The organism is Legionella cardiaca, from assembly GCF_029026145.1.
In the GTDB taxonomy this organism is placed as follows: Bacteria; Pseudomonadota; Gammaproteobacteria; order Legionellales; family Legionellaceae; genus Tatlockia; species Tatlockia cardiaca.
Window position 1 is genome coordinate 607127 of sequence record NZ_CP119078.1, and the last position, 12692, is coordinate 619818.

Sequence of the window (12692 nt, forward strand, 5' to 3'; positions counted from 1 at the left end):
TATTATTTGTTGGTTGTTAACCATTTACGTATTTCTTCTAAACTTTCGTGAATTGTAGCAATGACTTGTTGATATAGTTTTTCAAGTAGTTCACGTTGTCCTGATTTCCAGTACTGTTCAAAGTATTGGCAAGCCATTTTAACCTTTACCGTGCCTACATAAACTGCACCACTTTTTATTTTATGAGCTATCTGTTGTGTTTTATCCCAATTATTAGCATCGTGAGTTTGTATTAATAATTCTAAATCACCAGGTAGAGATTCATCCACCATAATGGTTAACATTTCAGCCAGCATATTTTTATCACCCGTGGTACGGATTCCTTCTTCAATATCCAATATTGGATATTCAGTTAAATCAAACAAACTTGAATTTTCCTCCCATGTGCCAGAAAGGACTGGTAAAGCCTGTGTATCTTCATCTTTTTTTCGACCAGGAATAAAAGTATCAATGATATCGGTACAATTCCTGGCTGTGAGTGGTTTAGTAATAACTGCATTCATTCCGGCATCAATACAGCGTTTTTTATTCTCATCGCCAGCATGGGCAGTGAGAGCAATGATGGGAATATGGGATTTTTTAGGTAATTCCTGGATGCGAATGAGATGGGTGACCTCATAACCATTCATATCCGGGAGGCCAATATCCATAAAAATTAAATCGTATTGTCCCGTTCGCCACTGTTCAATGCCTTTTTTACCACTATCAGCGATATCGACATTGCAATTTAGAGTGTTAAGCAGTGATTTTGCTATAGTTTGGGCAATAGTATTGTCCTCAACCACTAATATCCGATGTTGTTTTTGTTCTAAAGCGGGAGAAATGGGTTTAATTTCTTGCGCAAAAGTTCTTTCGTAGGGATGATCGACTAGACTGTCTATTTCTTCATCAATCCCTAAAGCTTCATCGAGCAACGATTCTTGTAATGGAATAATACAAGTGAATCGCGAGCCTTTGCGCAATTCACTTTCAACATAAATTTCTCCTTCCAATTCATCAACAAATTGTTTAACAACTGACAAACCAAGACCTGCGCCTTTATAAATTCCCTGGTAAGAGGGCGTTAGACGTTTAAATTGGACATAAATTTCTTGTTGTTTATCTTTGGGAATGCCAATGCCTGAGTCTTCTACGATTAATTTAATGATTAATTCTCGATGATTGCGTTTGGATAACAGCGCTGAGAGTTTTACGAAGCCTGCATCTGTAAAATTAAGGGCATTCGCAACAAGCTCTAAAATAATACGGTGAACCCTCACCTTGTCCCCAATCAAATAACTGGGAATATTGGAGTCAAAATTTAATGTAAGCTCTATTTTTTTTTGCGCGGCTTTAGCCCTCGTTAATTCAATAATACCCTGTAATGTTTTACGAAGATTAAATTTTTTCTTAAGTTTAGGAATTTCTCCTGAACTTACCCGAATTGCTTCTAGAACCTCATCGAGTAAGTCGAGTAAAGCATAGCTTGAAGCGATTAAATTATCAGCATACTCTTTTAAATGCGGACTATCCGCTTCCATCCTCAAAATGTCTGCAAAACCCACAATCCCTGTTAATGGGGTGCGGATATCATGTCGCATATTTTCCAGAAATTCAGTTTTTGCTTTATTCGCAGCCTCTGCCAATTCTTTAGAATGCCTTAAATCATCCTCCATTTTTTTTCTTTCGGTAATATCCAAAGAAAAGCCCAATAAGCCAATGATTTCATTGTTATAATTTCTAATGGGCTGTTTTTGCGAAAGAAAAACGCGTTGTTCGCCCTGAGGGGTAGTCACTGGTTCTTCAATGGTAACGGGTACGCCATCGCACATTATCTTAGTATCAATATCATCAATTAATTTAGCTGATTCATAATCATTAAGAACTTCATAAATGGTTTTGCCAATAAAGTCTTTACCATTATGACCAAACATTGCAATTTGATTGGAATTTGCGCCCATATAAATGCCTTGCCTATTTTTCCAAAAAATATAAGTAAAAGGCATACTATTGAACAATAACTCAAAGATGTCGGATTTCTTGTTAGAATTGAGATCTGATTTCATCCTGACTGCGAATTTGTAGATTTATGATTATTATAGATGATGGTTGCAATTTCCTCTTATAAATTAAATCTTTTTAATTCAATCTCATAGCGGCACCCCCCACTTGGACCCCTTTCTATTCAAGCTCTTCTTTAATATCGCAAAATTTAATATTTGTGCGCATTTCATTGACAATGTGGTAAAATATGTTCCTTTGTGTGGCGCCAGCGAGGGAATATGACCGTTTACGTGTTTTTATATAATGTGGTAGCAATCAAGTCCAATCTGTCTCATTTGAAAGGGGATAGTGATTGCCAATTTATATTAATAGGCAGTGAATATTGTTTAAACCATCTTTCAGATGAGAACAAAAGTCTTTTTAATGAGATTTATCGACTAAATAATCGCAGTTTTCATCAAATTAATAGTGATGAAGTTGAATTAATTCTATTAGATATTTTAAACAGGTTTAACCCCCAGGATATAAGATTGCTCTCAAATGAAGACAGTACGCAACTTGTTTGTGCTCTACTGCGTGAAAAATACAGTATTCCTGGATATCAATCCAGTCAGGTATTGCCCTATGTGAATAAAGTAGTTTCTAAACATAAACTTGCAAGAAAGGTCAGGATACCCCATTTTATATCCTTCGATAAGAATGCATACAAGAGCAATAATGAAGCCTATTTAAACACTGTGGTAAACAAAATAGGGTTCCCCATGTTTATCAAACCCATTGATTTGGTAAGCAGTATTGATACTTATCATGTAACGGATATGGCCAACCTAAGAAAGGTCTTGAAAATTATCAGTCAAAAATCTTGGGACTTTGAAATTGATGAATTCATCGAAGGCGATTTATATCACTGCGATGCTATCTTGCGAGAGAATACCATTGAATTTTTCATGGCTGGGAAATATGCATGGCCCCTTGCCAAATTTTCTAAAGGTTCTCCAATGGGGAGTTTTCCAATTAATGATGCAAGCTTGTTTTCTGAACTCAAAGAATTTACCGATAATGTTTTAAATGCTCTGGGTACTTTCTCTTCGGCATTTCATATTGAAGTATTTAAAAGTAAAAAATCTGGTGAACTTATTTTTCTAGAGGCTGCAGCCAGGACACCAGGGGCAGGGGTGCCTGATATGTATAAAATCATTTATGGGAAACATCTTGAGGAGTTGCATTATCAAGTTCAGATGCATCCAGAGAGAAAACTTAACGTAGAGCATTCTGAGACTTATGCTGGTTGGATAACTTTTCCAAAGATCAAAGGAACTTTAGTGGGTATTAAACAACCGAATATCCCCATCAATAATACACTTTCCAGTTTTGTGAAAATGGGTGACAAGTTAGAGCAAGCAGTAAGCTTGCTGGATAGTTCTTGTAGTATTGTATTCTGGGATGAGTGTTATCATAAGGCTAAAGAGACGTTTGAATACTTAAGATTCTATGAACCGTTAATCGTACATGAGACCGAATAAAATTTGAACAAAACTTTGAAATTAGAAGGAATGAAGCGTATAGAATTTTATCTATCGATATACGCTTCATTCCCACCGAATTTCAATCAGTTTTTTATTTTTCTATTTTCTTTCATCACGAGAGGGTTTGTTAGAGCAGTGATTGCTACCCATGTTGCTTCTGTCAGAGAAATTTTTGCCAGATTTGTCATCAAATTGATGACTATCACGTTTAGAGTGATCAGAACCATGCTGGCCTTTCTTATCGCGATTGGAACCAAAAGCCTCATCGGCTCGATGTCCTTGTTGACCATGACCAGAACGATTGCCTTCATTTCTTTGTGACATGATAATATCCTTATAAAGTTAATGAGTTTTCCACATACCGCAAATTTAATAGTAGAAGCTGATTTAAAGAAAATCCAATAACATTATTTCTTTTTTCCGTGACAGATTTTTTTATACTCTTTTTCCAGGAATTGTAGCTCTTCATCACTGAGGATACTTAAATCAATTGTTAAATTACTGGCTGAACGATTGGCTTTGATTAACTCATCCAGCTTTAAATTCAATATCGTCGTGTCCCGATTTTGTGTATGTTGAATCAGAAAAACCATTAAAAAAGTAACGATGGTCGTTCCAGTATTAATAATTAATTGCCACGTATCGGAAAATTTAAATAAAGGGCCGGTAATAATCCAGATAATTACCATGGAAAGGGCCAGAATAAAACACCATTCCTTACCCATGGCATCGGAAGCCAGTTTAGCAAAAAAAGCAAAAAAATTGGTTTCTGTTTTTTGATTCTTCCTTTTTCTAGGTTTCATATCATCCTCCTCCTTTATATCAACATTTACTCTTATTTGTGTCCAAAGATAAAATTTCCAACCAAGTGCCGTGTCAAGTCTGCATTAACTAGTAATGCTAGTAATACAACTATACTTAATTTAAGAAGTAAAAATATAAATTTATCGACAATCAATGAAGTAATTGTTATGAAAATAGTAGATGTATTAGATGTCTCGCTTCGAGACGGAGGACATAGAACCAATTTTCATTTTGCAGATAAGGATATACAAAAAATATTGACTGCACTCGATGAGTCTGGAATTGAATATATTGAGATTGGCTATCGCAATGGTTCATTAAATCCAATTACAAATATTGGTAAAGCAGGGTTGTGTCAAAAAGATTATCTTCATTTTTGTACTTCTTTAATAAAGAAAGCCAAGATAGCCGTCATGGTATATCCTGGAAATGTTACCAAAGAGGATCTCTTCGAATTAAAAGAGGCTGGTGTCAATTTAATTCGTATTTGTGTTGTTAAAGACAGGCTAGCAGAAGCTTTTTCCGTATTGAAAATGGCGAAAGATCTTTCTCTGAATGTATCAATTAACCTGACCAATATGTCTCAATATGAAGAACAAGCGTTAGATTGCGTGGTGCAGGAAGTTGTTTCTTGTAAGCCTGATATGATTTATTTTGCAGATTCTAATGGCAGTGTTTTACCTGATAAGGTTGAATCTGTTTATCAACGGTATACACAGCTTTATTCCATTCCATTTGGATTTCATGCGCATGATAATCTTGGTTTGGCACAAGCTAATGCATTAGCCGCAATCCGTGCTGGTGTTAAGTATATAGACACTTCTCTGGCGGGTATGGGAAAGGGGATTGGTAATTTAAAAACAGAGTTTTTTATTGCTTATTTACAGGCTATAAAAATGAAAACTTATCATCTTGAAACATTACTATTTGCTTCCAATTATGTTCGTGAGGTTCTGGGTATAGGACGCGAGCCAATTGAAATAGGGGAGTTAATAAGAGGAATTTCTGACCCTGTCTAAATTTGAGATCGTTAAATAAGTCGCCTATGATTAAATGCGTATTGTCTATTTTTAATAGAAAATATCTATTAAAATAATATAATTAATTGATTTTATTTAAAATAATTTTTCAGCTATGTTTACTATATAGAATAATAAATCAGGAGTGTTAATATGGACGATGTAATTAAAAAATTATCAGTTCTCATGGCAGATACTTATGCTTTGTATTTAAAAACGCAAAACTATCACTGGCATGTCAAAGGCCCACAATTTAAAGCCATGCATGAGTTATTTGAAATGCAATATCAAGAATTGGCGGATGCTGTTGATACTGTTGCTGAACGCATTCGAACTTTAGGTCATCATACCCCAGCTACGTTTAAAGAATTTGAAAGTTTAAAGCGAGTAAAAGATGGGGATTCCAGGAAAAATGCCAATGAAATGGTGATTGAACTTGCCCATGATCATGACACATTGGTCAAAGATTTAAATCAGGCGCTTATACTGGTTCAAGAAAATAGGGATGAAGGTACAGCAAACCTTCTTAGTGATAGAATTGCCGCCCATGAAAAAGCTCGCTGGATGTTGAATGCCTCAAGAGAAATAAATTAACGCTTTAAACTCATGAGTGCTGAGGTGGTATTAATCTAAAATGTTTACTGCGGGAATCTATCCACAAAGGAAGTGAAAAGTACAGTGATGGATAGATTTTCGCCTACCTGGGAGTGACACATATAAACAATATGACTATTAAAAAAGCAATAAATTGTCAGAAAAAATGTGAGGATATTTCAGTCTTCGCAGTCTAAACTACGCTTATTTCAATTTGATGGAATTAAATGATACGCCTTAAAAAACTTTCTTAGTTCTTTATTATCAGACAAAATGTCACTTTAAGTTATTTCAGGCAAGCATTGATGCAAATTATTTTTTCAATAGGACTCTTTTTAAGCGCAGGTCTTTTATTTTCTATTCAACCAATGGTCGCCAAAGCCTTATTGCCAGTCTATGGAGGGACACCTGCTGTCTGGACTGTATGCATGTTGTTTTTTCAATCACTACTATTATTTGCTTATGGTTACACTTGGTTACTTAGTCGTTCTTCTACGGTTTGGGGCTGGCGATTACCCCATGCTTTTCTTATTTTGTTAAGCTTTTTAAGTTTGCCGTTGATTTTTGCAATCTCTTCTCAGCAAGGAGCACCGGAGTTCACAATTTTGCATAACCTGGTTTATCAACTTGGACTTCCCTTGTTGGTAATTGCAGCTTCAGCTCCTCTGTTACAGTTTGCTTATAGTCAAACAAAAGATAAAAAAGCCAGTGATCCCTATTTTCTATATGCTGCAAGCAATATTGGAAGTTTGTTAGCTCTGATTGCTTATCCCTGGTTGATTGAGCGTTATATGGGGTTAAATGAACAGTTTTACTTTTGGAATATTGGCTATTGTATTTATATTATTCTGTTATTTTTTATTTTTTTTGGTTTATCTTATCAACGCTTACTGAGACTTCCACAGGACAAGGCGCATTTATCATGGATGACTATTTTTCAGTGGATTGCGTATAGCTTTATTCCTTGTAGTTTGCTGCTGGGTGTCACTTTTTATATTTCTGCAGATATAGCAGCAGCGCCAGTATTTTGGATTTTGCCTTTGGCACTTTATTTATTGTCTTTTGTTATCACTTTTGCCAAGCGTCCCATTATTTCTTTTGAGTGGATTGAGCGTAATATTTTAGTTTTTTTTATATTTCCCTTACTGGGGTTTATCTTTGCTGGTAATTTATTGCAGTCTTGGCAATTTATTCTTTTTCATTTATTAAATTTCTTCATGTTTTCTTTGCTTTGTCATGCACAACTGGTAAAAAGCCGCCCACCAGCAAATCAATTAACAATTTTTTATTTTTGTTTGGCATTAGGAGGCGTGTTAGCTGGTCTTTTTAATAGTCTGCTCGCCCCTAAAATTTTTAGTGGTAGCTATGAATATCCTTTCGTTTTGGTATTGGCGACACTTTGTATTCCAGGCACTAAGTTGAAAACCATTAATTCAATGCCCTTAATAGTCCTGTCATTATTATTTATTAATTCTTATTTGTCTGATATTGGCTTTTTATTGGAGCTTAAAAAGTATCATGTGGCTGAAGTGTTAGCTCTAGGCATTATTATGATCTGGCCAGGTAATAAAGTAAGTTTCTTTATGGGGGTAAGTCTTCTGTTAATATTTCTATTTTCCCCGAGCCTTAAAGACAACAAAGTTCTTACGCAACAGCGTAATTTTTACGGTATTAAGCGAGTACTTTCAACAATTGGTTCCCACGCATTAATCAGCCAAAACACCTTACACGGCTTTCAATTATCTGGCGCATATAAAAATAACGGTAGTATGGGATATTATGGACCTGCAGCTGAGGTTGTTGAATTGCTGCAGCAGGAAAAAGCATCCTTGAATTCGATTATTTTAGGTTTAGGTACTGGAATGATGGCTTGCCAATATCGCAAAGACGACCAAGTGAAAATGGTAGATATCGACAAGCAAGTTATAAATATTGCTAATAATGCACAGTGGTTTACCTATTTGAAAGATTGTCCTCCTAAAATTTCTGTGCAAGAAGGCGATGGTCGTTTGGTTTTGCAAAATGCTAAAGCTGCTAAAGCAGATTTAGTGGTTATCGATGCATTCTCTTCAGACGCTATTCCAGTGCATTTATTGACACTTGAAGCATTCAAATTGTATTCGCAAAAAATTATCCCTAATGGTGTTATTTTGGCGCATGTTAGTAATCGTCATTTAAGATTATTGCCTGTTTTAACAGCAGCAGGTCGTCAATTAGAGTTAATTGTCTTGCATAAACTCCAAAGCGAAGATCCAAAAATGGGACAGATGGCTTCTGAATGGGCTTTATTAACCGCCAATCAGCAAATTGCTGGTTTGCTAATGCAGAAAGGATGGCGCTTTGTCAGCGAGAATGAGAGTTATTTGTGGACGGATAATTATTCTAACTTGATACCTTTATTAAAATGGTAGTCAAGTTAGAATAATGTCTCTTATTGGGGAGATGGCAAGTCTTTTTTAAAGGCATCAAGTTTATCTTCCGTATCTGTATTTGTACGGTACCAGAATGAACCTCTTTGTGAAGAGGTGGCCTTCAGGTAAACTAAGCCTACTATACTGATTGCATATAAAAAATTAGCCAAAATCTGTTTGGCATCACCACGATGAGCTTGAATAACAGGTGACTTGCGTGCTTCCGTTAAGGCTGTCGATATTCTAGATAACTGATCTGCTGTAAATCCAGATTTAGCCTCTGCATTTGTTTCTTGACAGATCGCTGCAATCTTTTGCTGCGTATTACGCAGAATGTCAGCAGGGTCTTTATGTTTTCTCTTTTCTAAATTTTGTACCTTCAGTTCTAAGAGGGCCACATGTTTTCGAATTTTTATTTCCATATCGTCGGCGTATTGGAATTGAGAGTTTTTTCTTCTTTCCACATAGCCAGAGTAGGAAAAAATAAGGCCATCAGGACGTTGATTTGTTATTTTTGCTTCCCCTGTCATTTCACTTATAATAGTTTTAACTTTTTGGGCTTCAGACTCAGATACCCTAAAAATATAAGGTGCGTCTTCATTATCCTTGTTTCTCTGTTGAAAACTTTCGTTTTTGATTAACCGCCCTGAACCTAAAGAAAGAGCTTTTTGAGCTTGGTCTTCTATGGTGTCTTTCAAAATTGGCATCCAAGCGTTAGCGTCGATTAGATGGTTTATAAATTGAATAAATTCTATATCTTTAGAAAAATTAGGTGTGGTTCGAATATTTTCCATTAACCGGGGTATAGCTTGCATGATGAAGTGTTTAAACTCTTCATTGGGAAGTGCAGGATCAGCCTTAAAGTATGCAACTAATTCCTGGTTAAGAATTCCTTCTACCTTCTCACGGTATTCTTCTGGTGGTTCAAGAGGGACCTGTCCAATTTTAATGGTGAGTTCGCTAAGTTTTCCTTCTATTGCTTGTAAGAAAGCATTATTAGCTAGTTCGTGAGAACAGGTTTTAATTTTTTCTAAGGATTCTTGACTAGGTTTAGCAAGATGATTTTCGATAAGTATGAATATATTGTCAGTCATGACTTTATTCTAAATGAGAAATATAGCTTTAATTATAAGTTAGAAAAATTAACACTGTATTAAGAGGTTAAGCAAAAATTATTACTTTAGGAATGCATAATGGTGGAGCCAAATGATTTTCGTTCTGTGTTTTAACGTCGAATCTTGTTCTCATCGAGATGCCGTGCAAAAAGCACGGCAAGTAGACAAACGTTAAAGATAATCCAGATAAATTAGATTTCTGCCAGATTACCTTTGGTTTCTAACCATATCTTACGGTCGGCAGCTCTTTTCTTAGCCAGCATCATATCCATGAGAGCTAATGTCGCTTGTTCATCCTCAAGAGTAAGTTGCACCAAACGCCTTGTATTAGGATCCATGGTGGTTTCTCGAAGTTGTATGGGATTCATTTCACCAAGTCCTTTAAAACGCTGAACATTGATTTTTGCTCTGCTGGCTTTAGTCAGTTTCGCCACTATTTTTTGTCTCTCTTCATCATCTAAGGCGTAATGAACTTCTTTTCCAGCGTCAATACGATAAAGAGGGGGCATAGCAACAAAAACATGGCCTGCCTGAACTAACGGTTTGAAGTGGCGTAAAAATAAGGCACACAACAAGGTGGCAATGTGAGCGCCATCAGAATCCGCATCGGCAAGGATACAAAGCTTGCCATAACGCAGACCTGATAAATCGGATGAACCTGGGTCGACGCCAATAGCAACGGAAATATCATGAATTTCCTGTGATGCCAATACCTCTGATGAATCGACTTCCCATGAGTTTAAGATTTTACCTCGTAAGGGCAAGATCGCTTGATAATCTTTATTACGTGCTTGTTTAGCAGAGCCTCCTGCTGAATCTCCTTCAACTAAGAACAATTCGGCCTGGCTTAGATCCTGTTGTAAACAGTCAGCTAATTTGCCCGGTAAAGCTGGCCCTTGGCTAATGCGTTTTCGAGCTACCTGCTTGGCCTGACGTAAACGTTTTTGCGCTCTCTCAATTGCAAAGGCTGCAATAATTTCACCTTGACTACGATGTTGATTAAGCCAAAGAGCAAAAGCATCTTTAACTACGTTGCCGACAAAGCTTGCCATCTGGCGAGAGCTTAAACGTTCTTTGGTTTGGCCTGCAAACTGCGGTTCTTTCATTTTTACCGAAAGCACATATTGGCAAGGTTCCCAAAGATCATCTGCTGTTAGCTTAACCCCGCGAGGCAGTAAATTGCGAAGTTCACAAAACTCTGATAAAGCATCATAAAGCCCGGATCTTAATCCATTAACGTGAGTACCACCCTGGGCTGTGGGAATTAAATTAACGTAACTTTCACTCAAACCACTATTCGTCGAAGCAGACCACGCTAATGCCCAGTCGGCAGTTGCTTCGTCACTTGTGAATTCACCCACAAAAGGCTCATCGGGAAAATAATCAGAAGGTAATGATTGTCGTAAATAGTCAGCTAAGCCTTTTTCATAACACCAATGAATTTCTTCCTTTGTTGCTTTGTTAATAAAGGTCATGTCTAGGCCAGGGCATAACACGGCTTTAGCTCGAAGAACATGCGTTAGATGTTTGACAGATATTTTGGTGGTATCAAAATATTTAGCATTAGGCCAAAAGCGAATAGTTGTTCCGGTATCTCGTTTCTTGGTCGTACCAATTTCATTAAGCTCAAGTAATTTATCCCCATTAGCGAAAGCCATGCTGTAGATAATGCCGTTGCGTTTAATGGTGACTTCGACTCGTTCGGACAAGGCATTAACCACGGATACTCCCACGCCGTGCAATCCCCCAGAGAAACTATAATTTTTATCTGAAAATTTACCGCCAGCATGCAGACGAGTCATGATGACTTCAACGCCACTTAAACCAAGTTGTGGGTGTAAGTCAACGGGCATGCCACGACCATTGTCTTCTACTTCAACTGAACCATCTTCATGCAGAATCACGATGATCTGGCTAGCAAAGCCAGCAATTACTTCATCCACACTGTTATCAATCACTTCCTGGGCTAAATGATTGGGTCTGGTTGTATCAGTATACATTCCAGGCCGACGTTGAACAGGTTCAAGGCCACTTAATACTTCTATCGCTTCAGCAGTGTAATTTTCAGACATTGCTCTTCATTACCTAATAAAAATAAGTTTATTTTAGCATGAAAATTGACGGTCAGGTCGAAGTTCATTATAAAATCAAATAGTAAATTAATTACTCAACAACAATGTTGGGGAATCTATCCGCATAATTGAGTGGTTTTTGCGATAAGGCGATTGCTGCATGCAGAGCTGTTTTCATAAAGGCAGTGGCTAATGCATGATTTTCCTGAGAGGCAGTTGGTTTGCCTTCGTCACATTCAATTTGAATGCGCTTGTCTAAGGGAAGCTCGCCAAGCAAAGGTACAGCAAAAGATTGACTTAATTTTTCTCCTCCGCCATGACCAAAAATAGCTTCTTCATGACCACAATGGCTACAGATGTGTAAGGACATATTTTCAACCAGTCCCAAAACATCAATATTCGTTCTTGCAAACATCTTGATCGCTTTTTGCGCATCTAATGTAGCCACATTTTGTGGGGTGGTGACAACAATGGCTGCTGTTAAAGGAATTTTTTGTACCAGACTTAGTTGGATGTCACCAGTACCTGGTGGTAAGTCAATTAATAAATAATCCAACTCATCCCAAAGTGTTAAATCAAGCATTTGAATCAAGGACTTGGCAAGCATAGGACCTCGCCAAATCAAGGCTTCTTGACTGTCTGTAAGATAGCCAATGGACATGGCTTGAATACCATGAGCAGAAACAGGGAGATAATGCTCATCACTTACTTGGACAGCTGAAGTGTTTCCCAGCATCAATGGAATACTTGGCCCATAAATATCTGCATCAAGAATGCCTACTTTAGCACCAGCCTTAGCCAAAGCGATTGCCAGATTAACAGTCACCGTCGATTTTCCTACACCACCTTTACCCGAAGCGATGGCGATGGTGTTTTTAATTCCTCTCAAACCTTTTCCAACCAATTGCGTGCGATGAGCTTTTACAAAAAAATCAAGATTAATCGCCACTTGGTAATCAGGTAGGGCTTGTTGCATGCTTTCGATAAGAGAGGGGAGCAGGCTTTGCTCCAAAGGCTGCATGGGGAATCCGCCTTTTAAGGTGATTGTTATTTGCTTATCGCTGACTTGTATGACAGGTTGAAGCCCCATCTGCTGGACGGTTAAATCTAGAATTTTGTCTTTAACATTAGCAAGTACATTCGTGATGGTATTTTCGATTTTCATAGA

The 12692-nt window shown here is 37.2% G+C and carries 10 protein-coding genes; 4 read left to right on the top strand and 6 right to left on the bottom strand.

Going from position 1 to position 12692, the window contains the following annotated elements; genetic code table 11:
- Positions 1 to 2: 2 nt before the first annotated feature.
- Positions 3 to 2045, bottom strand: a complete 2043-nt coding sequence (locus PXX05_RS02675; RefSeq protein ID WP_275089511.1) for a response regulator — start codon at positions 2043 to 2045, stop codon at positions 3 to 5.
- Positions 2046 to 2261: 216 nt separating this feature from the next.
- Between PXX05_RS02675 and PXX05_RS02680 the strand changes: the two genes are divergently transcribed.
- Complete coding sequence (locus PXX05_RS02680) at positions 2262 to 3506, top strand: ATP-grasp domain-containing protein (RefSeq protein ID WP_275089512.1); 1245 nt, start codon at positions 2262 to 2264, stop codon at positions 3504 to 3506.
- Positions 3507 to 3608: 102 nt separating this feature from the next.
- On the opposite strand, the gene PXX05_RS02685 is transcribed toward PXX05_RS02680, so the two are convergent.
- Positions 3609 to 3833 carry a hypothetical protein gene (locus PXX05_RS02685; protein ID WP_275089513.1) on the bottom strand — a complete coding sequence of 75 codons (225 nt, stop codon included), beginning with the start codon at positions 3831 to 3833 and terminating at the stop codon, positions 3609 to 3611.
- Positions 3834 to 3916: 83 nt separating this feature from the next.
- Positions 3917 to 4312: a low affinity iron permease family protein gene (locus PXX05_RS02690; RefSeq protein WP_275089514.1), complete on the bottom strand. Its 396-nt coding sequence runs from the start codon at positions 4310 to 4312 to the stop codon at positions 3917 to 3919.
- A 168-nt stretch (positions 4313 to 4480) separates the two neighbouring features.
- Here PXX05_RS02690 and PXX05_RS02695 point away from each other — a divergent pair, with 168 nt between their 5' ends.
- The 3 genes from PXX05_RS02695 (at position 4481) to PXX05_RS02705 (ending at position 8337) form a co-directional block, all read left to right on the top strand.
- A complete protein-coding gene (locus PXX05_RS02695) occupies positions 4481 to 5332 on the top strand; it encodes a beta/alpha barrel domain-containing protein (protein WP_275089515.1) in 852 nt (283 codons plus the stop codon).
- Positions 5333 to 5485: 153 nt separating this feature from the next.
- Positions 5486 to 5926: a Dps family protein gene (locus PXX05_RS02700; protein ID WP_275089516.1), complete on the top strand. Its 441-nt coding sequence runs from the start codon at positions 5486 to 5488 to the stop codon at positions 5924 to 5926.
- A gap of 305 nt (positions 5927 to 6231) precedes the next feature.
- Positions 6232 to 8337, top strand: coding sequence for a spermidine synthase (locus PXX05_RS02705; protein WP_275089517.1), 2106 nt, complete (start codon positions 6232 to 6234; stop codon positions 8335 to 8337).
- A 20-nt stretch (positions 8338 to 8357) separates the two neighbouring features.
- Here the strand turns inward: PXX05_RS02705 and PXX05_RS02710 are convergent, their stop codons facing one another.
- From PXX05_RS02710 to apbC, 3 genes are all read right to left on the bottom strand, one after another.
- Positions 8358 to 9431 (bottom strand): hypothetical protein, encoded by a 1074-nt coding sequence (locus PXX05_RS02710; protein ID WP_275089518.1) that lies wholly within the window; start codon positions 9429 to 9431, stop codon positions 8358 to 8360.
- A 212-nt stretch (positions 9432 to 9643) separates the two neighbouring features.
- Positions 9644 to 11524 (bottom strand): DNA topoisomerase IV subunit B, encoded by a 1881-nt coding sequence (gene parE / locus PXX05_RS02715; protein ID WP_275089519.1) that lies wholly within the window; start codon positions 11522 to 11524, stop codon positions 9644 to 9646.
- Between the two features lie 91 nt (positions 11525 to 11615).
- A complete protein-coding gene (gene apbC, locus PXX05_RS02720; protein ID WP_275089520.1) occupies positions 11616 to 12689 on the bottom strand; it encodes an iron-sulfur cluster carrier protein ApbC in 1074 nt (357 codons plus the stop codon).
- Positions 12690 to 12692 lie beyond the last annotated feature (3 nt).

Bases quoted from the DNA above. Each gene is read 5' to 3' on its own strand.
- PXX05_RS02675 (WP_275089511.1), bottom strand. From the start codon at position 2,045: ATGAAATCAGATCTCAATTCTAACAAGAAATCCGACATCTTTGAGTTA.
- PXX05_RS02680 (WP_275089512.1), top strand. From the start codon at position 2,262: ATGACCGTTTACGTGTTTTTATATAATGTGGTAGCAATCAAGTCCAAT.
- PXX05_RS02685 (WP_275089513.1), bottom strand. From the start codon at position 3,833: ATGTCACAAAGAAATGAAGGCAATCGTTCTGGTCATGGTCAACAAGGA.
- PXX05_RS02690 (WP_275089514.1), bottom strand. From the start codon at position 4,312: ATGAAACCTAGAAAAAGGAAGAATCAAAAAACAGAAACCAATTTTTTT.
- PXX05_RS02695 (WP_275089515.1), top strand. From the start codon at position 4,481: ATGAAAATAGTAGATGTATTAGATGTCTCGCTTCGAGACGGAGGACAT.
- PXX05_RS02700 (WP_275089516.1), top strand. From the start codon at position 5,486: ATGGACGATGTAATTAAAAAATTATCAGTTCTCATGGCAGATACTTAT.
- PXX05_RS02705 (WP_275089517.1), top strand. From the start codon at position 6,232: ATGCAAATTATTTTTTCAATAGGACTCTTTTTAAGCGCAGGTCTTTTA.
- PXX05_RS02710 (WP_275089518.1), bottom strand. From the start codon at position 9,431: ATGACTGACAATATATTCATACTTATCGAAAATCATCTTGCTAAACCT.
- parE (WP_275089519.1), bottom strand. From the start codon at position 11,524: ATGTCTGAAAATTACACTGCTGAAGCGATAGAAGTATTAAGTGGCCTT.
- apbC (WP_275089520.1), bottom strand. From the start codon at position 12,689: ATGAAAATCGAAAATACCATCACGAATGTACTTGCTAATGTTAAAGAC.